The sequence below is a fragment of the Enterobacter sp. SES19 genome, assembly GCF_011765665.1.
GTDB classification, from domain to species: Bacteria; Pseudomonadota; Gammaproteobacteria; order Enterobacterales; family Enterobacteriaceae; genus Enterobacter; species Enterobacter pseudoroggenkampii.
The window spans coordinates 2,534,750-2,551,120 of the sequence record NZ_CP050320.1 but is presented as its reverse complement, the minus strand read 5'-3'; the positions used below and the strand labels follow the sequence as shown (position 1 = coordinate 2,551,120).

The following is a 16,371-nucleotide window of genomic DNA, read 5'->3' as shown; positions in this document are numbered from 1 at the left end:
ACTTTCGTTAAAAATTGATAAGACGCAAGAATGCGACATGAGTTGCCATAAATAACTTTAGTTACTTAATGCTGAATTAAGTTATTTAAAGGCAAAGAGCCGAATTGTTCACATTTCTCCCTGCAGGTCCGTGATAATTTCACCCTGAGCCTGTTTTTAGAAAAGGCCATCTAAATCATTATTTATATTTAAGAACATTTTTTCGTATCAGGAATAGTTTCAGTTATTCCTTTCTCTGTATATCCGAACACAATTTTCAGGTGATTATATGAAAGATAATCCTGTACCGACTTCTGAGCTGTCTACCTCGCGTTTTGCCTTTGGGCTCAACAATACCGAGGTGGGCACGGTCCCGCTGATGCTGTTCGTCGGGATTGCCGCGATTGTGGCGACATCCGCCTGGGCAGGGCTGCTGCCAAAAAATATGATAGGTGGCCTCGCGGTGATCATGACCCTCGGTTTCGCGTTTGCGAAAGTAGGGCGTCAAATCCCGGTGCTGAAAGATATCGGCGGCCCGGCGATCCTGTGCCTGATGGTGCCCTCCGTGCTGGTCTATTTTGGCGTATTCGGGAAACATACCCTTGATACCGTGCATCTGCTGATGAAAGAGGCGAACCTGCTCTATTTCGTGATTGCCTGCCTGGTGGTCGGCAGCATTCTGGGGATGAACCGGGTGCTGCTGATCCAGGGGATGATGCGCATGTTTGTTCCGCTGGTGGCGGGAACATGCATGGCCGTGCTGAGCGGCCTCATTGTGGGCTCACTGTTTGGTTATACGCCTTACCACACCTTCTTCTTCATCATTGTGCCCATCATTGGCGGCGGAATTGGCGAGGGCATTTTGCCGCTGTCCCTGGCCTATTCGGCAATACTGGGGCAGACGCCGGACGTCTACGTTGCACAGCTGGCACCCGCTGCGGTCGTCGGGAATATCTTCGCCATTATTTGTGCGGGCTCGCTGGCGCGTCTCGGCGCGAAACGTCCTGCGCTTTCGGGAAATGGCATGCTCACGCGGAGTAAAGACGACGCCAGCCTGTTTGCCGGAGCGCAAAGCACGCAGCAGACGGATTTTCATCTGATGGGCGGCGGGTTACTGATGGTGTGCGCGTTTTTCATCGTCGGCGGATTGTTTGAAAAACTGGTCCACATTCCCGGCCCGGTGCTGATGATCCTGATTGCTGTTCTGTGTAAATACTTCAGGGTGATCCCGGCCTCAATGGAGCAGGGCGCGCACAGTTGCTATAAATTCGTCTCGGCTGCGCTGGTCTGGCCGCTGATGATCGGCCTTGGGATGTTATACGTGCCGCTTGAGAGCGTGGTGTCGGTGTTCTCGGTAGGATACGTGGTGGTATGCGGTTCGGTTGTGATTGCGATGGCGCTGAGCGGCTACTTTATCGCGTCGCGTCTGAATATGTATCCTGTGGAAGCGGCCATTGTAACCTGCTGCCACAGCGGGCTGGGCGGAACGGGGGACGTGGCCATTTTGTCCGCGTCTAACCGGATGTCGCTCATGCCGTTCGCGCAGATCGCCACCCGCATCGGCGGCGCGTCGACGGTGATTTTCGCCACGCTGCTGATGGGCTGGATTATGGCGCACTGATTCGAAACGTCAGGATACTGAATCGCAACGACATTTTCAGGATGTCGCTGCGGTTCAGTCCTTTATAAATATCACCGTACTGTATAGAATTACCGCATCCACAGCGACGGGATACCACACGATGACCGGAAGAGTTGATTATCAGATTGAAAAATATCTCCTTACCGAAGCCGCCGAGCCGGAGCGCCTGACGCGCCAGTGGGCGGAGGTGATGGAAGAGTGTCGTGAGCAAAAGTCCGGGGCAGAGGAGCGGTTGCGTCTCGCGTTGCTTAATGTGGATTACGTCACAAGCTTCGAGCTGCCCTTCAGGCTACTTCTCACCCGTGCGCCCCAGTTAATAGACGTTGTCAGAAAAGAGCTTCAGCTCAGTCAGAAAAATGTTCTGTTTAACGGCAAGCGCTTTGGCTGCGTCTATAGCCTGAAAAGGGATCTCGATGGAATACCTGACGAGTTTACCTATCAGCTGAAAACGCGGATCCAGCGCAGTGACGCGACAGGATGTAATGAAGTGCCTTACAGGCAAATTGCCCAGCAGGTCAAAGCCCCAAAGGAACGTCTCAAGCTGGCGCTGGAAAACGGCCTGTCTGTGACGGCACTCGACGGGCTTTTCTGGTTTGGCATTCAGCGCATCGCGGCGGATGTACAGAGGTTAAGGAAAATGGGCGTGAGAATTGTGACGTCGGAGACCGAAGTCTTTGATACGCTGACAAAGACCAGCCGACGGATCCCCGTATATAGCCTTGCTCGCCCGGAATGAGTATTCGCCGCTGAGCAGTCGACGCATCAAACATGACGGAAAATGGCGGCCAGTTTTTTTACAGCGTCTTCTATTTCCCTTTCCGTGTAAGCAGCAAATCCCATCAAAAAACCGGTGGACGCGGGGGGACCTGCATATAAATCGGTGAGCCCAAGTATATCAACACCCGCACGGCGAGCGGCGGTTGCTATCTCTTTCTCGGATATTCCGTGTTTCAGATGACAAGGCATTTGCATTCCCCCCGCTGGTGTTTCACAGGCAACATACTCAGAAAGATACGCATCCATCAGGCTTGCCAGCGTGTCGCGACGAGCAACGTAAATACTCCTCATCTTACGAACATAGGCACCAAAATGGCCTCCCTCCAGAAATTTAGCCAGCGTCAGCTGGGTTATTGAGGCGGTGTGACCATCCATCAATGTCCTCGCCATGGTAAAGGGCTCTGTCAATTCTGAGGGAACGATCATGTAGGCAATACGTAGCCCGGGAAAAAGAGACTTGGTGAACGTGCCGATATAAATTGTCCGGTTGTACGTATCAAGCCCCTGAAGACTGGCCATAGGCTTACCTTCGTAGTGAAACTCACTGTCATAGTCATCCTCAATGATCCAGGCTCCGTAACGGTTTGCCCATTTGACAACTGCCAGTCGTCGGTCAAGAGAGAGCGTCACCCCGGTAGGGTACTGATGAGAAGGCGTAAGGTAGATCGCCCTGGCTGGCTCGGTCAGAGAATTAAGACCGTCAACCGAGATGCCTTTTTCATCAAGAGGAACCGGAATGCAGCGAAGTCCTGCAGCGTTGAACGCTTTATGTGCCCCTTGATAGGAGGGATCTTCAATGACAATCCCGTCTCCGGCATCCATCAGCACGTGGGAACAGAGCGCAAGCGCCTGTTGAGAACTTGTCAGAACGATGATCTGTTCTGCCCTCGCACGCGTTCCGCGCTCCAGGTTGACATATTCCGCAATGGCCCGTCGCAGGTGCTCTATACCCTGTGGTGGACTTTGCTCTAATGCCTGATGCTGAAACTCCTTCAGGACCTGTCGCTGAAGACGCTCCCAGGTTGAAATGGGAAACATGCGGGTTTCAGGAATGCCGGGCGCAAGGGGACGAGGGGAGGAAAATTCGCGGATCCCGCCGCTTTCATAAACGATCTTACCTCGGACGCTGAGTTTTGCTTTTCGTATCTCAGCGGTTGGCTGATGCTGTCGAGGACGGGGTTTTAAAAAGCGCGCGCTGGAAGAGACGAAGCTCCCTCTGCCTGTTTGTCTCTCAATAAAACCTTCGGCATGCAGGCTGGAGTAGGCCACTTCTATGGTATCCCGGGAAACGCTGAGAGAAGCCGCCAGCGCGCGTGAAGCAGGAAGGGCCTTACCGTGAGATAATACCCCTTCCAGTATCAGCGTCCGTATTGCTCTCTGGATCCTTTCATGAAGCGGTAGCGATCCGTTAGCGGGGTCGATAATCCATGCCTTAACCGTTTCAAGCTGCGCGTGCTTAAACATTACGTTGTCCACTTTTCCTCTGTGTCTCTTGATTCTAAAGCAATACTGCATGCAGCAGGATGAAAAATTGGTCTGCTTTGATGGCGAGAATTGGCGGGGCAAAACGTGCCATTCAGCGAATACACTCTTCCTGAAACGAATAAACGGGTGAGAGAAGAGGCAATATGAACAATACGATCGTGACAATTGAGGCAGTTAAAGAACGTGATTTTGAAAGCTGGATGCCACTATGGGGAAAATATCAGGCGTTTTACAACGTCGATCTGTCCGGGGCGATTACAGAACGAACCTGGCAACGATTTTTCAGCCCCGTTGAGCCGCTATTCTGCGTGGTGGCACGATGTAATGGAGAAATAGTGGGTTTTGCGCATTATCTCTTTCACCGTTCGACCTGGGCTGAGAGCGATTACTGCTACCTCGAAGATTTATATGTCTGCGAAGCTGTCAGGGGCAAACACATTGGCAAACAGTTAATAGAATATGTTCAGAGAGAAGCCAGAAAACATCATGCCAGTCATCTTTACTGGCACACGCATGAAGCCAACTATCGCGGGCAACGATTGTACGACTGGATTGCGAAAAAAAGTGGAATGATTGAATATCGTATGCAGGTAAGGTAAATCCCTTTGCTGACGATATGCCCCTTACATCATTAAGGGGCTTTAACCCGATATGCTCTTATGATTTAGCCTGTAAAAGTATCGCCATCAGCCCCGGAAAGCGGGCATCCAGATCCTCTCTGCGCAATGAAATCATGTTTTCTCGTCCCTGCGGACGCTGCCAGATCACGCCGCTGTCGCGCAATACGCGCCAGTGATGGGTCATCGTAGACTTCACCACATCTTCCGGGCGCAGCGCGTTACAGCTGAGTTCGCTGCCATCGGCCAGCCGGCGAATTATCGACAGCCGGAGCGGGTTGCCGAGGGCAAACAGCACATTTTCCAGCAGTATTTGTTCAGTTTCAGGGTGGTTTGGGATCATCGTTTTCCTGCGTATGGCGTCAGATTGAGCTATATCAACAATAGGTCAATCGTTAAAAAATAGTTCGATAATACTCGTACAATAGGACTATTATAGCAAACGAACGAATGCACGACCATCCTGGTCGTCACAGACAAGTCATAAGACTTAAGGAAATATCATGCCCCGACCCATCCCTCTCGAACGTTATCGCAACATCGGTATCTCCGCGCATATCGATGCCGGTAAAACCACCACCACTGAGCGCATCCTGTTTTATACCGGGATGAGCCACAAGCTGGGTGAAGTACACGATGGCGCGGCAACCACTGACTGGATGGCGCAGGAGCAAGAACGCGGGATCACGATTACCTCCGCGGCGGTCAGCTGCTTCTGGCCGGGTATGGACAGAGGATATGAGCCGCACCGGATTAACATCATCGACACCCCGGGGCACGTGGATTTCACCATTGAAGTGGAACGTTCCATGCGCGTACTCGACGGTGCCGTGATGGTGTATGACTCCGTGGGCGGCGTGCAGCCGCAGTCAGAAACCGTCTGGCGTCAGGCCAATAAATATCACGTTCCGCGACTGGCCTTCGTCAACAAAATGGACCGTCCGGGTGCCGATTTCTTCCGCGTCGTGCGGATGATGCAGGAACGCCTGAAGGCCAATCCGGTGCCGATTGTCATCCCGGTGGGTGCTGAAGATCACTTCACCGGCGTGGTGGATCTCATCAAGATGCGCACCATTCTGTGGGACGATGCGACGCAGGGCATGGTGTTTACCTATGCGCCCGTGCCGGATGATTTAGTCAGCACCGCCCGGGAATGGCGGGAAAAAATGGTCTCTGCGGCGGCGGAAGCCAGCGATGAACTGATGGATAAGTACCTGGAGACGGGCGACCTGACGGAAGCGGAAATCATCAAAGGGTTGCGTATTCGCACCATCTCGGGCGAAATCCAGCCGATGCTGTGCGGCAGCGCGTTCAAGAATAAAGGCGTACAGCGCATGCTCGATGCGGTTATTGAGCTCATGCCGTCGCCGCTGGACGTGCCGGCCATTGATGGCGTGGATGAAAAAGGGCAGCACGCCGAGCGTCATCCGAGCGATGATGAGCCGTTCTCGGCCCTGGCGTTCAAGCTGATGAGCGACCCGTATGTCGGGCAGCTGACCTTTATCCGCGTGTACTCTGGCGTGCTGCGCAAAGGCGACGCGGTGTACAACCCGGTGAAAGGGAAGAAAGAGCGTATCGGACGTATTGTGCTGATGCATGCCAACGATCGCCACGAGGTGGACGAACTGCGTGCCGGGGATATCGCGGCCTGTGTCGGGCTGAAAGACGTGACCACCGGCGACACGCTCACCGATCCGAACGCCGTCATTACGCTTGAGCGTATGGAGTTCCCGGATCCGGTGATCTCGCTGGCGATTGAGCCGAAAACCAAAGGCGATCAGGAGAAAATGGGGATTGCGCTGCAGCGTCTGGCAGCGGAAGACCCGTCTTTCCGCCTGCATACTGACGAAGAGTCCGGCCAGACCATTATCTCCGGGATGGGTGAGCTACACCTCGAGATTATCGTCGACCGCATGAAACGTGAGTTTGGCGTCGAGGCAAATATTGGTCGTCCGCAGGTGACCTATCGTGAAACCCTGCGTAAAACGGTGAAGGATATCGAAGGCAAATTTGTCCGTCAGTCCGGCGGTAAAGGCCAGTACGGTCATGTGGTGCTGAGCCTGGAGCCGCTGGAGCCCGGAAGTGGTTTTAAATTTGAAGATGCCACTAAGGGCGGCGTGGTGCCGCGCGAGTATATCCCGTCCGTTGAGAAAGGACTGCGGGAAGCAATGAACAGCGGGGTACTGGCGGGCTATCCGGTCGTCGATGTCAAAGCGACGCTGACGTTTGGCTCGTATCACGATGTCGACTCCTCGGAGATGGCCTTCCGCATGGCGGCGATCCTCGGTTTCAAAGAGGGCGCCCGCAGGGCAGATCCGGTGATCCTTGAGCCGATCATGCACGTGGAGGTGGAAACACCGGAAGAGTACGCCGGTAACATTATGGGCGATCTCTCTTCACGACGCGGCATGGTGCAGGGGATGGCGGAGCAGTACGGCAGCCAGATTATTCGTGCTGACGTGCCGCTGGCAGAGATGTTTGGCTATGCCACGACATTGCGCTCGATGTCCCAGGGACGCGCGACGTATACGATGGAGTTCCATCATTTTGCGGAAGCCCCGCGGAATGTTGCGGATGAGATTATTTCACGGCGTGCGAAGTAGTTAATGAATTGCACACGGTAGCCGCTGGGTTACCGTGTGCTTTTGCCGCTGTAGCAGAGGGCTTTCATATCCGATTATTACTTGATCAGCGTGGCCGATCGAACTTTCCATTTCCCTTCTTCCTGAACGAGACAATCTGCTACAACGTGATTTTGTTTCTTACCAAATGCGAGATAGACGTTTGTGCAAACGGCATCAAAATCAGAGTGTAAGACGGTTATCTGATTCCAGTCTTCATCCCAGTCCTGCGTTTTGATGAACATATCAGCATCGGGCATGTCTTTTTCGTTACTGTCTCCTGAGTACATCTCCTTAATTGCATCAATTGTCCCAGAGGCAACGTATTCATTCATAATGTCTGGATTCAGCACTGGTGGTTTGTCCTGATTCAGCTGAGCGATATACCATTGATTGAATTTAAGCGCAGCCTGGCCTGGGGCATAGTCAGTTTGGGCGACTGCGAACGGAGAGAGGGCAAAAAGAAAAAAGCAGAGTATTTTCATTAGTCGTGCCTGAACAATTCGTAATGAGGCTGTATGTTTCGGTAAGCCTGTCCCGGATACAGGGTGCGTTGTACAAAATCGCTTATCCACTGCTGGCCATCATAAATGCAAACGTGCCCGCTATCGTGACCCACTATATTTTGGATAACGGCTACGTCTCCGGCATGAGGTTGATCGTATACCAGGCGGAATCCAGCGTTGACCAATGTACGCCCCATATCTTTTGCCAGACGCGTATTGGGAATTTTTAATTTTCCCCCCGTTCTGATCGCTTCGGTGACGTAGCGAGCACAATAACCGGTGCTCTTCGGTTGGGCGTGTGATTTGGCATAGGAGATTGCGCCATCTTTATTCCATGACATTGATATTTCCTTAACGGGAGAGTGCTAATGCAGCAACTCCGGAAATATCCTCCGTTTTACAACGCAAGAGTAAACATAAAATGCCATAGAAATTTAATATAATTCAGCCATATATGATTTAAACAATCAATCCAGCGCCTTCACCATCTTCCCGCTCGCCACAAACGTCCCGGCCCCAAGATGATGCAGGGTATTGAGCTTATCCCCATCAAACTGCCAGCGTCCGGCGATAAACGCCCGTTCATCCGCTGCCGCTGAAACTACTTCGCCAAACAGGGTGTCGTATTTCTCTGCCGCGGAGGTCACGGGTAATAACCGGCATTCCATCCACGCCAGGCATTTCTCTTCAATGACCGGCAGGCCGAGCTCCGGGCCATTCACCACCGGGATCCCATAGCAGTTGAATTTGTCCTCATCGCGCCCGCTGACGCTGCCGACCGCGTAAGTCCAGTTGGCCGCCGCCACGCCGGGGATGACGATGCCAAATTTCCCACTGCGTTCAATCAGCTCGCGCGACCAGGTACTTTTGTCCACCACGATTGCGATGCGCGGCGGCTCAAACTCAACGGGCATTGACCATGCGGCGGCCATCACGTTGCGTCTGTCGAGGCTTTCATCCCGACTGGTGATAAGCACAGTAGGGCCGTGGTTCAGCAGACGGCTGGCATGACGTAATTCAACAGGGCGAAAGTGGCTCATAGGATCTCCTCATCTACATCGATGAGTATGACGAAAAAGCACGTAAATCAAAGTGAGTGCGTAAAATTAGTTTATAAACAGAACATCACAATCAAAGGAAACTGATTAATGTCCCCATTCCTGACCGCCTATTTCGCCCGCATCGGCTGGACGCAACCGACCGCTGTTGATATTGATACCCTGCGCGCGCTGCATTTACATCACAACTGTGCGATCCCTTTTGAGAATATGGATGTCGTTCTGCCACGCGAAATCCAGCTTGACGATCGGTGCCTGGTCGACAAGCTGGTCTCCGCGCGCCGCGGAGGGTACTGCTTTGAGCAAAACGGTCTGTTCGAACGCGTATTGCGTGAGGTCGGGTTTACCGTGCGTAGCGTACTGGGACGCGTGATATTAGCGAATCCACCGCAAATGCCGCCGCGCACGCATCGCCTGCTGCTGGTTGAGCTTAACGGCGAGCGCTGGATTGCGGACGTGGGGTTTGGCGGCCAGACGCTGACGGCGCCGATTCGTCTGCTCGCCAGTGAAGAACAAGAGACGCCGCACGGGCTGTATCGTCTGCTGAGCGAGGGTAACGACTGGGTGCTGCAGTTCCGTCACCACGAGCACTGGCAGTCGATGTACCAGTTTGATTTGACGACACAGTATTTCAGTGATTACGTGATGGGGAATTTCTGGTCAGCGCACTGGCCGCAGTCGCACTTCCGTCATCATCTGTTGATGTGCCGCCATCTGCCTGACGGCGGCAAGCTGACGTTAACTAACTTCAACTTTACCCACTGGCAGAATGGCCATGTGAAGGAGCAGATCCACTTGCCGGATGCTGAGGCGCTTTACCAGTTGATGCGGGAACGCTTTGGGCTGGGCGTTGACGATCCTAAGCACGGTTTTTCACTTGCAGAGTTGACTGCGGTGATGGCCGGTTTCGATACACATCCTCAGGCGGGAAAATAATGCGGAAAGGGGCCTCAGCCCCTTTGTCGTATCATGGCTTACAGTTGAGTAAACTTGCCGATCCACGGGCTGTTGTTTTCCGCTGACCAAAGTTGAACAAGCAGCTCTCTGAATTTTTCCGCCGCCGGGCTGAGAGGGGTTTCCCGGCGCTGTACCAGCCCCAGCGTTCGTCGGATAACCGGTTCTATCAGCGGGCGGCTGACAAGGACATGATGTTCATCGGTTGGCATCGCCAGACTCGGCACAACAGACACCCCGAGACCCGCCTCTACCATTCCCAGTGACGTTGACAGATGACGCACCTCGTAAAACCAGTTCGGTTTCCAGTCCATCTTTTCGAAAGCCTGATCGATAAGCGAACGGTTTCCGCTGGAGCGCCTGACGCCAATTAGCTTCATGCCAGCAAGATCGTCCCAGGTGACCAGCGGTTTTTTTGCCAGCGGATTATCCCGTCGGCATGCCAGGACAAAGGGTTCGTTCACCAGCGGCGCAAAATCGATATTAGGATGTGTGATGTTTATCATATTTATGCCGAAATCTGCGTCGCCATTTAACACCGCTTCGAGACAATCGCTGGCGCTGTGCTCAAGTATGCGAATACGGATGTTTGGGTAGTCATTGTTATAATCTCGTATCACGGAAGGCAGAAAATAGAACGCGGCAGTCGGAATACAGGAAACGGTAATAACCCCTGCCTGATGCGTCGCCATCTCTTTAATACTCAGGATCGAGCTTTCATAAAAATCGATTAAATTCTTTGCCTTAGGTAAAAATTCCCGTCCCACAGTTGTGAGCTTAACGCTGCGCGTGGAACGTTCAAACAGTGTTGTCCCTAGGCTCTCTTCCAGCTTCTGAATTCTGCGTGTTAAAGCAGGTTGTGAAATGTGAAGAAATTGAGACGCCTTTGTAAAACATCCGATTTCTGCAATTTTTACAAACGCTTGTATTCCCTGTAATTCATGCTGCATATCCACACCTGATTATTGTTTTCCTAAATCCACGATAACGTAAGGGCTATTAATACGCAAAGCGTATTAATCCTGCTTTTTTCGACATTAGAGTTATCAACAGGAGTGTGAAAACCTAATTGCGTTCCTGATAAACGCGAAATGAGAAAAAGACATGTTAAAGATCCCTTGCGTATTAATGCGTGGCGGTACCTCAAAAGGCCCGCTCATTCTGGCCAGCGACCTGCCAGCGGAAACCGAAGCGCGTGATGCAGTTTTACTCAGCCTGATGGGCGCTGGGCATGAACTCGAAATTGACGGTATTGGCGGGGGAAGTCCGCAAACCAGTAAGGTGGCGATCGTCAGTCCGTCCGACAGTCCGGACGCGGATGTGGATTATCTGTTCGCACAAGTGATGGTGAACGAACGTCGCGTTGATACCACGCCGAACTGCGGCAATATGCTCTGTGCCGTGGGCCCCTTTGCCATTGAAAAGGGACTGGTAAAGGCGCAAAGCCCGGTGACGACGGTGCGTATCCGCAATCTGAACACCGGAACGCTGGTCGATGCCGAAGTACAAACGCCTGAGTATCGCGTCGTTTATGAAGGCGAAACTCAAATCGACGGTGTCCCGGGTACTGCGGCACCGATAGGCTTAACCTTCCTGAATTCTGCGGGTTCCAAAACGGGAAAACTGCTGCCGACCGGTAGCGTGACAAACGTGTTCGACGGTATTGAAGCCACCTGCATTGATATGGCGATGCCGATGGTTTTGATTGACGCGTCGGCGCTGGGCAAAACAGGTGGGGAGTCACCTGCAGAATTAGATGGCGATAGGGGGTTTAAGGAAAGGCTGGAGAACCTGCGCCGTCAGGCTGGCGCGGCGATGGGCTTAGGGGATGTATCCAACAAAGTGATCCCTAAACCGGTTCTTCTTAGCCGGGCGCGTAACGGCGGAACGCTTCAGGTGCGTTATTTCATGCCGCATACCTGCCATAAATCACTGGCGATTACCGGCTCGATTGGTATTTCGACCGCGACGCTTATTGAAGGCTCCGTCGCCGCGAAAATTGTTGCCGATCGTCCAAAGGAATGTTTTACCAACATTATCGATATTGAACACCCAAGTGGAAAAATATCGGTGTCATTGCTAAGAGAGGATGACAATATCGAAAATACCCGTGCAGCGGTTATTCGAACTTCACGAAAGTTATTTGAAGGTGTTGTTTGCGTACCTGAAAAAATGCTCTCTGAAGTTGATTGAATAAAGTCTCAAATAAAAAACTAACCATCTTAAATAATACATTCTGTACCTTAACTATAATACTGAGGTTATTATGGCGTTAACGCATGCTAACAATACCCTGAAAGCACCCGATCCGGCAAAAGCAAGCGCAAATATTCGCGTGATTCTGGCCCTGGCTTTATCCGGGCTTGCGGAACTGGCTTCGTTGTTTTTTATCCAACCACTGCTCCCGATGCTTGCTGTGGAATATAATGTCCCGGTCAGCCAGGTGAGTATTATCTTATCCGCAGAAACGGCATTGCTGGCAATTGGACTGCTGTTTACCGGAACATTATCCGATCACTATGGCAGGAAGCGGTTAATTATTGTCTCTCTTCTGTTGGGCGGCATTCTGACGCTGCTCTGCCCGCTGGTTCAATCCTGGGCAATGCTGGTGGCGCTGCGTGCGGTGATTGGTCTGGCACTGAGCGGCATCGCAGCGGCAGCAACGGCCTATATCAGCGAAGAGGTCGCACCGGTGGCGGCAGGCATCGTGACGGGATACTTTGTTTTCGGTAACTCAATGGGCGGCATGTCCGGGCGTATTGTGGCTAGCCAGCTGATCGACCATGTTTCAATCAATGTGATCTTCTACGGGTTTGCGGTCAGTCTGATTGCAGTTGCCATTCTGGTGAAGTTCCTGCTGCCGGAATCGAAAAACTTTACGCCTACGCAGAACCTTAACGTTATGCGTATGGTGAAAGGGGCGGCATCGCATTTCAAAAACAAAAATCTGGCGCTGGCGTTTGTCATCAGCTTCATTATTTTCGGCGCATTTACCTCACTGTATAACTATCTGGCCTTCTTCCTGAAAGGCGAGCCGTTCCATATTTCACCGGCAAACGCGGGTCTGCTCTCCTTTAGCTTCGCCCTGAGTTTCTTTACGGCGCCACAGGCTGGTCGTTTATCGGCAAAATATGGCGCAATGAAAGTCTTGCGCGTGCTGTTCCTGGTGATGGCCTTAGGGATGCTGCTGACGCTGACGTCGAATGTCGTCACCTTTATTGTTGGCGCTGTGATTTTTACCGGCTGTTTCTTCGGCTGCCATTCTATCGGTTTAAGCTGGGTCAGTAAAAATGCCACGCACGCAAGAGGCCAGGCCGTCGCGCTCTATTTATTCTTCTACTACATGGGCGGTTCGGTGATTGGTTTTATCAACGGTTTTGTCTTCCATTCAATGGGCTGGCAGGGAATGACCGGATTTATTCTGGCATTACTTGGCGTTGGCGTAGTCGTGGCTACGTATCTGGCATCCGGTAATAAGCAGGTACTGGTTCCAGCGCAGTCAGCAGAATAAATAGCATGACAATGTGTTCACGCCCTGGGTGTGAACACAGAATGAGTACGAATATCAATCAGGTATCATTATGAAATTAGCAAGTTATATTCATCAGGGCCGCAAAAGCTACGGGATTTATACGCAACACGGCATTATCGATTTGGGTAATAAAATCGGCCATCAATATGCGACATTGAAAGATCTCCTTCAATGGGATGCGGTCGAGGTTGCCAGACAATATCACGATTACCCTGTGGATATTATGCCTGAAGACATTACCTTCCTGCCCGTTATAGAAGAGCCTGGAAAAATTTTCTGCGTGGGAATGAATTACGCTGAAAAACGAAAAGAGTTTGCTGAGACGAATAATGCGCCGACGCTCTTTATTCGTTTTCCAGACTCGCAAACGGGCCACGCGCGGCCAGTCATGAAACCAGTTCTCTCAAGTGAATTTGATTATGAAGGTGAGCTGGCTGTCATCATCGGCAAGTCTGGCAGCGGCATTGACGCTAAAGAAGCGCTCAGCCATGTCGCGGGCTACAGCTGCTATATGGACGGCTCCGTCCGCGACTGGCAGCACGCCTGGTTCACCGCCGGTAAAAACTGGAAGCAGACCGGCGCCTTCGGCCCCTATATGACCACGGCGGATGAGATCCCCGATCCTCACGCGTTGACCATCCACACCTGGCTGAACGGCATGCTGGTTCAGAATGATTCCACCGGCAGCATGATCCACAAAGTCGCGGATCTCATCGCCTATATCAGTACGTTCACCTCCCTCAGCGCCGGGGACGTCATTATCACCGGCTCGCCCGGTGGCGTCGGGAAAAAACGTAATCCGCCTCTGTTTATGCGCGATGGCGATCGTGTCGAAGTCGAAATCGAAAACATTGGCCGCCTGATGAACACCATCGTGGAAGCGCAACCCCAGCAGCAAGAATTGACCGTCTAAACGCTCAGGAGAGAGACGATGTACACCGCCACAGCGCCAGAATTTGAGGTGATTAACGCCGGTAACGCGAAGGCCAGAGAGGAGGTTGCCTGTTTTCTGGCCCGCAACGGTTTAGGCATTGATAACGATATCGAGCAATTTATCGTTGCGCGCGATCGGCGTCAGCTTGTTGCCTGCACCGGTATTGCGGGTAACACGCTAAAGTGCATTGCCGTGGATGCCGTGTGGCGGGGCACGTCGTTAAGCCTGACGTTAATTCATGAGGCCGAGCTTCTGGCGGCACAAAACGGCGAACATCAGCTCTTTCTTTTTACCTGCCCGGATAACGTAAAGTCGTTTCGCGGATGCGGGTTTTACCCGCTGGTGACAGTCGAGAATTGTGCGGCATTAATGGAGAATACGCCGGTCGGTATTCATCGTTACTGCAGCCAGCTGCGTCGCCATCATTTCGTGCCGGGGAAAAAAATTGGCGCGATCGTGATGAACGCCAATCCATTCACCCTGGGCCATCAATATCTGATCGAGCATGCGGCACGCCAGTGCGACTGGCTGCATGTTTTCGTTGTTCAGGAAGATGTCTCCACTTTTTCGTTTAAAGAACGGTTTGCGATGGTCAGGAACGGAACGCAGCATCTCCCTAATGTCACGGTTCATCCGGGGTCTGCGTATATTATTTCCCGCGGCACATTCCCGGGCTATTTCCTGAAGGATAAGCAGGTTATTGATAAAGCCTACGCTGCCATTGATCTCATGCTTTTCAGAAATTACATCGCCCCCGCGCTGAATATTAACCATCGTTTTGTCGGTACCGAACCGTTTTGCCCGTTAACCGCGGAGTATAACCGGGCGATGCATCGCTGGCTGGAAGATGAAACGAGTACGGCGGCCCGTATTAGTGTGCACGAAATAGAAAGAAAAACGGATGGCAATAATGTTCCGGTGTCGGCTTCAGCCGTTCGTCGTTTATTGAATGAAAACAAAATCTCTGCCGCCAGCCGTATGGTGCCGGCCACCACGCGCGCGTTTCTGAATAAAGAGGTACAGCATCAGTCTTGTTTATCCGAACCGATGTCGGCAGCGGTTTAACCGCATGATCACAGGAAAATTGATATGAAAATTGTGCAAGCCGCAATGGCGGGGACGCTGGAGTCCAGCGACCTGATGGTGAAGGTGAGTCCCGTCGAGAGCGGGCTGGATGTGGTCATCCAGAGCGAAGTGTATAAGCAATTTGGCGAACGTATTACAGAGGTTGTCAATGAAACCCTGGCTTCGTTCAACATCGAGCAGGGGCTGATCGTCGTTGATGATAAAGGCGCGCTGGATTGCGTGATCCGCGCCCGCGTGCAGGCAGCTCTGCTCAGAGGAATGGCCCGGGAAGACATTACATGGGAAACGTTATAATGAAAAAGTTACGCCGCAGTATGTTATTTATTCCCGGTTCAAGTGCCGCCATGCTTTCGACGGCATTTATCTATAAACCTGACTCCATTATGTTTGATCTGGAAGATGCCGTCGCGTTAAAAGAAAAAGACAGCGCCCGTCTTCTGGTATTTCATGCCCTGCAACATCCTATGTACAACGATATTGAAACCGTTGTCAGAATTAATCCTTTGAATACGCCTTTTGGATTAAAAGATCTCGAAGCCGCCGTCAGGGCGGGTGTCGATGTCATTCGTTTACCCAAAACCGACTCCCCGGAAGATATTCATCAGCTCGAACGTGAAATCGTCCGCATCGAAGAAACCTGTGGACGTCCCGTTGGCTCAACCAAATTAATGGCGGCGATAGAATCTGCCGTGGGCGTGATTAACGCTGTCGCCATTGCGAAGTCCTCCGACCGGTTAATGGGTATTGCGCTGGCCGCCTTTGACTACGTGATGGATATGCAAACCGAGCGGGGCGACGGGACAGAGCTCTTCTATGCCCGGTGCGCCGTATTACATGCCGCGCGCGGGGCCGGTATTGACGCCTTCGACGTGGTATACGCCGATGTGAATGATGAGGCCGGTTTCCTGAAAGAAGTGGATCTCATCCGCCGGATGGGCTTCAACGGAAAATCACTGATTAATCCGCGCCAAATTGAAATTCTTCATAACGCCTACGCGCCAACGCAGGAAGAAGTGGACTACGCCGAGCGCGTGATTGCCTCCGCAGAGGAGGGGGAACGCAACGGACTGGGGGTGATTTCGCTGAACGGCAAAATGATCGATGCGCCAATCATCAACCATGCCCGCGTGGTGATCGAACGCAAAAATGCCTCCGGCATTCGTCAGTAATCCCCTATTGC

17 protein-coding genes are annotated in these 16,371 nt (G+C 52.2%); 11 read left to right on the top strand and 6 right to left on the bottom strand.

The annotated features are described in order from the left end of the window. The first annotated feature begins 268 nt into the window (after window positions 1–268). Both GXP72_RS12095 and GXP72_RS12090 read left to right on the top strand, forming a co-directional pair. Window positions 269–1,600: a 2-hydroxycarboxylate transporter family protein gene (locus GXP72_RS12095; protein ID WP_033145663.1), complete on the top strand. Its 1,332-nt coding sequence runs from the start codon at window positions 269–271 to the stop codon at window positions 1,598–1,600. Window positions 1,601–1,721: 121 nt separating this feature from the next. Beyond that, a complete protein-coding gene (locus GXP72_RS12090) occupies window positions 1,722–2,357 on the top strand; it encodes a helix-turn-helix domain-containing protein (RefSeq protein ID WP_024909594.1) in 636 nt (211 codons plus the stop codon). Window positions 2,358–2,383: 26 nt separating this feature from the next. Here GXP72_RS12090 and GXP72_RS12085 read toward each other — a convergent pair whose 3' ends face one another. After that, entirely contained in the window at window positions 2,384–3,862 is a 1,479-nt protein-coding gene (locus tag GXP72_RS12085; protein WP_157189248.1) for a PLP-dependent aminotransferase family protein, read from the bottom strand. A gap of 164 nt (window positions 3,863–4,026) precedes the next feature. Between GXP72_RS12085 and GXP72_RS12080 the strand changes: the two genes are divergently transcribed. Next, a complete protein-coding gene (locus tag GXP72_RS12080) occupies window positions 4,027–4,482 on the top strand; it encodes a GNAT family N-acetyltransferase (protein ID WP_048992019.1) in 456 nt (151 codons plus the stop codon). Window positions 4,483–4,540: 58 nt separating this feature from the next. Here GXP72_RS12080 and GXP72_RS12075 read toward each other — a convergent pair whose 3' ends face one another. Next, window positions 4,541–4,843: a helix-turn-helix domain-containing protein gene (locus GXP72_RS12075; RefSeq protein ID WP_024909591.1), complete on the bottom strand. Its 303-nt coding sequence runs from the start codon at window positions 4,841–4,843 to the stop codon at window positions 4,541–4,543. Window positions 4,844–5,003: 160 nt separating this feature from the next. Here GXP72_RS12075 and fusA point away from each other — a divergent pair, with 160 nt between their 5' ends. Beyond that, window positions 5,004–7,103: an elongation factor G gene (gene fusA, locus GXP72_RS12070; RefSeq protein WP_032647431.1), complete on the top strand. Its 2,100-nt coding sequence runs from the start codon at window positions 5,004–5,006 to the stop codon at window positions 7,101–7,103. 77 nt (window positions 7,104–7,180) lie between these two features. Here the strand turns inward: fusA and GXP72_RS12065 are convergent, their stop codons facing one another. The 3 genes from GXP72_RS12065 to GXP72_RS12055 form a co-directional block, all read right to left on the bottom strand. After that, window positions 7,181–7,606, bottom strand: coding sequence for a DUF3828 domain-containing protein (locus tag GXP72_RS12065; RefSeq protein WP_090416784.1), 426 nt, complete (start codon window positions 7,604–7,606; stop codon window positions 7,181–7,183). After that, window positions 7,606–7,968 (bottom strand): hypothetical protein, encoded by a 363-nt coding sequence (locus tag GXP72_RS12060; protein WP_024909588.1) that lies wholly within the window; start codon window positions 7,966–7,968, stop codon window positions 7,606–7,608. The genes GXP72_RS12065 and GXP72_RS12060 overlap by 1 nt, the downstream gene beginning before the upstream one ends. A 126-nt stretch (window positions 7,969–8,094) precedes the next feature. Next, complete coding sequence (locus tag GXP72_RS12055) at window positions 8,095–8,667, bottom strand: flavin reductase family protein (RefSeq protein ID WP_033145657.1); 573 nt, start codon at window positions 8,665–8,667, stop codon at window positions 8,095–8,097. 108 nt (window positions 8,668–8,775) lie between these two features. Here GXP72_RS12055 and nhoA point away from each other — a divergent pair, with 108 nt between their 5' ends. Further along, window positions 8,776–9,621 carry an N-hydroxyarylamine O-acetyltransferase gene (gene nhoA, locus GXP72_RS12050; protein WP_090416786.1) on the top strand — a complete coding sequence of 282 codons (846 nt, stop codon included), beginning with the start codon at window positions 8,776–8,778 and terminating at the stop codon, window positions 9,619–9,621. Between the two features lie 38 nt (window positions 9,622–9,659). Here the strand turns inward: nhoA and GXP72_RS12045 are convergent, their stop codons facing one another. After that, the gene (locus GXP72_RS12045) at window positions 9,660–10,589 is read right to left on the bottom strand and encodes a LysR family transcriptional regulator (RefSeq protein ID WP_090416788.1); all 930 of its coding nucleotides are present in this window, start codon (window positions 10,587–10,589) and stop codon (window positions 9,660–9,662) included. Window positions 10,590–10,743: 154 nt separating this feature from the next. On the opposite strand from GXP72_RS12045, the gene GXP72_RS12040 reads away from it, so the two are divergent. The 6 genes from GXP72_RS12040 (at window position 10,744) to citE (ending at window position 16,360) form a co-directional block, all read left to right on the top strand. Continuing rightward, window positions 10,744–11,832, top strand: a complete 1,089-nt coding sequence (locus GXP72_RS12040; RefSeq protein ID WP_090416789.1) for a 4-oxalomesaconate tautomerase — start codon at window positions 10,744–10,746, stop codon at window positions 11,830–11,832. 73 nt (window positions 11,833–11,905) lie between these two features. Continuing rightward, window positions 11,906–13,150 (top strand): MFS transporter, encoded by a 1,245-nt coding sequence (locus GXP72_RS12035; protein WP_032647424.1) that lies wholly within the window; start codon window positions 11,906–11,908, stop codon window positions 13,148–13,150. 70 nt (window positions 13,151–13,220) lie between these two features. Further along, window positions 13,221–14,084 carry a fumarylacetoacetate hydrolase family protein gene (locus tag GXP72_RS12030; RefSeq protein WP_090416791.1) on the top strand — a complete coding sequence of 288 codons (864 nt, stop codon included), beginning with the start codon at window positions 13,221–13,223 and terminating at the stop codon, window positions 14,082–14,084. Between the two features lie 18 nt (window positions 14,085–14,102). Beyond that, window positions 14,103–15,170, top strand: a complete 1,068-nt coding sequence (citC, locus tag GXP72_RS12025) for a [citrate (pro-3S)-lyase] ligase (RefSeq protein WP_208762918.1) — start codon at window positions 14,103–14,105, stop codon at window positions 15,168–15,170. A 24-nt stretch (window positions 15,171–15,194) separates the two neighbouring features. Then, the gene (gene citD / locus GXP72_RS12020) at window positions 15,195–15,485 is read left to right on the top strand and encodes a citrate lyase acyl carrier protein (protein ID WP_032647419.1); all 291 of its coding nucleotides are present in this window, start codon (window positions 15,195–15,197) and stop codon (window positions 15,483–15,485) included. After that, entirely contained in the window at window positions 15,485–16,360 is an 876-nt protein-coding gene (gene citE / locus GXP72_RS12015; protein ID WP_090416793.1) for a citrate (pro-3S)-lyase subunit beta, read from the top strand. Before citD ends, citE begins: the two co-directional genes overlap by 1 nt. Window positions 16,361–16,371: the final 11 nt, after the last annotated feature.

What these genes read in the sequence shown, in the direction of transcription:
- GXP72_RS12095 (WP_033145663.1), top strand. Translation starts at nt 269, where the DNA reads ATGAAAGATAATCCTGTACCGACTTCTGAGCTGTCTACCTCGCGTTTT.
- GXP72_RS12040 (WP_090416789.1), top strand. Translation starts at nt 10,744, where the DNA reads ATGTTAAAGATCCCTTGCGTATTAATGCGTGGCGGTACCTCAAAAGGC.
- nhoA (WP_090416786.1), top strand. Translation starts at nt 8,776, where the DNA reads ATGTCCCCATTCCTGACCGCCTATTTCGCCCGCATCGGCTGGACGCAA.
- citC (WP_208762918.1), top strand. Translation starts at nt 14,103, where the DNA reads ATGTACACCGCCACAGCGCCAGAATTTGAGGTGATTAACGCCGGTAAC.
- GXP72_RS12060 (WP_024909588.1), bottom strand. Translation starts at nt 7,968, where the DNA reads ATGTCATGGAATAAAGATGGCGCAATCTCCTATGCCAAATCACACGCC.
- GXP72_RS12030 (WP_090416791.1), top strand. Translation starts at nt 13,221, where the DNA reads ATGAAATTAGCAAGTTATATTCATCAGGGCCGCAAAAGCTACGGGATT.
- GXP72_RS12045 (WP_090416788.1), bottom strand. Translation starts at nt 10,589, where the DNA reads ATGCAGCATGAATTACAGGGAATACAAGCGTTTGTAAAAATTGCAGAA.
- GXP72_RS12085 (WP_157189248.1), bottom strand. Translation starts at nt 3,862, where the DNA reads ATGTTTAAGCACGCGCAGCTTGAAACGGTTAAGGCATGGATTATCGAC.
- GXP72_RS12080 (WP_048992019.1), top strand. Translation starts at nt 4,027, where the DNA reads ATGAACAATACGATCGTGACAATTGAGGCAGTTAAAGAACGTGATTTT.
- fusA (WP_032647431.1), top strand. Translation starts at nt 5,004, where the DNA reads ATGCCCCGACCCATCCCTCTCGAACGTTATCGCAACATCGGTATCTCC.
- citD (WP_032647419.1), top strand. Translation starts at nt 15,195, where the DNA reads ATGAAAATTGTGCAAGCCGCAATGGCGGGGACGCTGGAGTCCAGCGAC.
- GXP72_RS12075 (WP_024909591.1), bottom strand. Translation starts at nt 4,843, where the DNA reads ATGATCCCAAACCACCCTGAAACTGAACAAATACTGCTGGAAAATGTG.
- GXP72_RS12055 (WP_033145657.1), bottom strand. Translation starts at nt 8,667, where the DNA reads ATGAGCCACTTTCGCCCTGTTGAATTACGTCATGCCAGCCGTCTGCTG.
- GXP72_RS12035 (WP_032647424.1), top strand. Translation starts at nt 11,906, where the DNA reads ATGGCGTTAACGCATGCTAACAATACCCTGAAAGCACCCGATCCGGCA.
- GXP72_RS12090 (WP_024909594.1), top strand. Translation starts at nt 1,722, where the DNA reads ATGACCGGAAGAGTTGATTATCAGATTGAAAAATATCTCCTTACCGAA.
- citE (WP_090416793.1), top strand. Translation starts at nt 15,485, where the DNA reads ATGAAAAAGTTACGCCGCAGTATGTTATTTATTCCCGGTTCAAGTGCC.
- GXP72_RS12065 (WP_090416784.1), bottom strand. Translation starts at nt 7,606, where the DNA reads ATGAAAATACTCTGCTTTTTTCTTTTTGCCCTCTCTCCGTTCGCAGTC.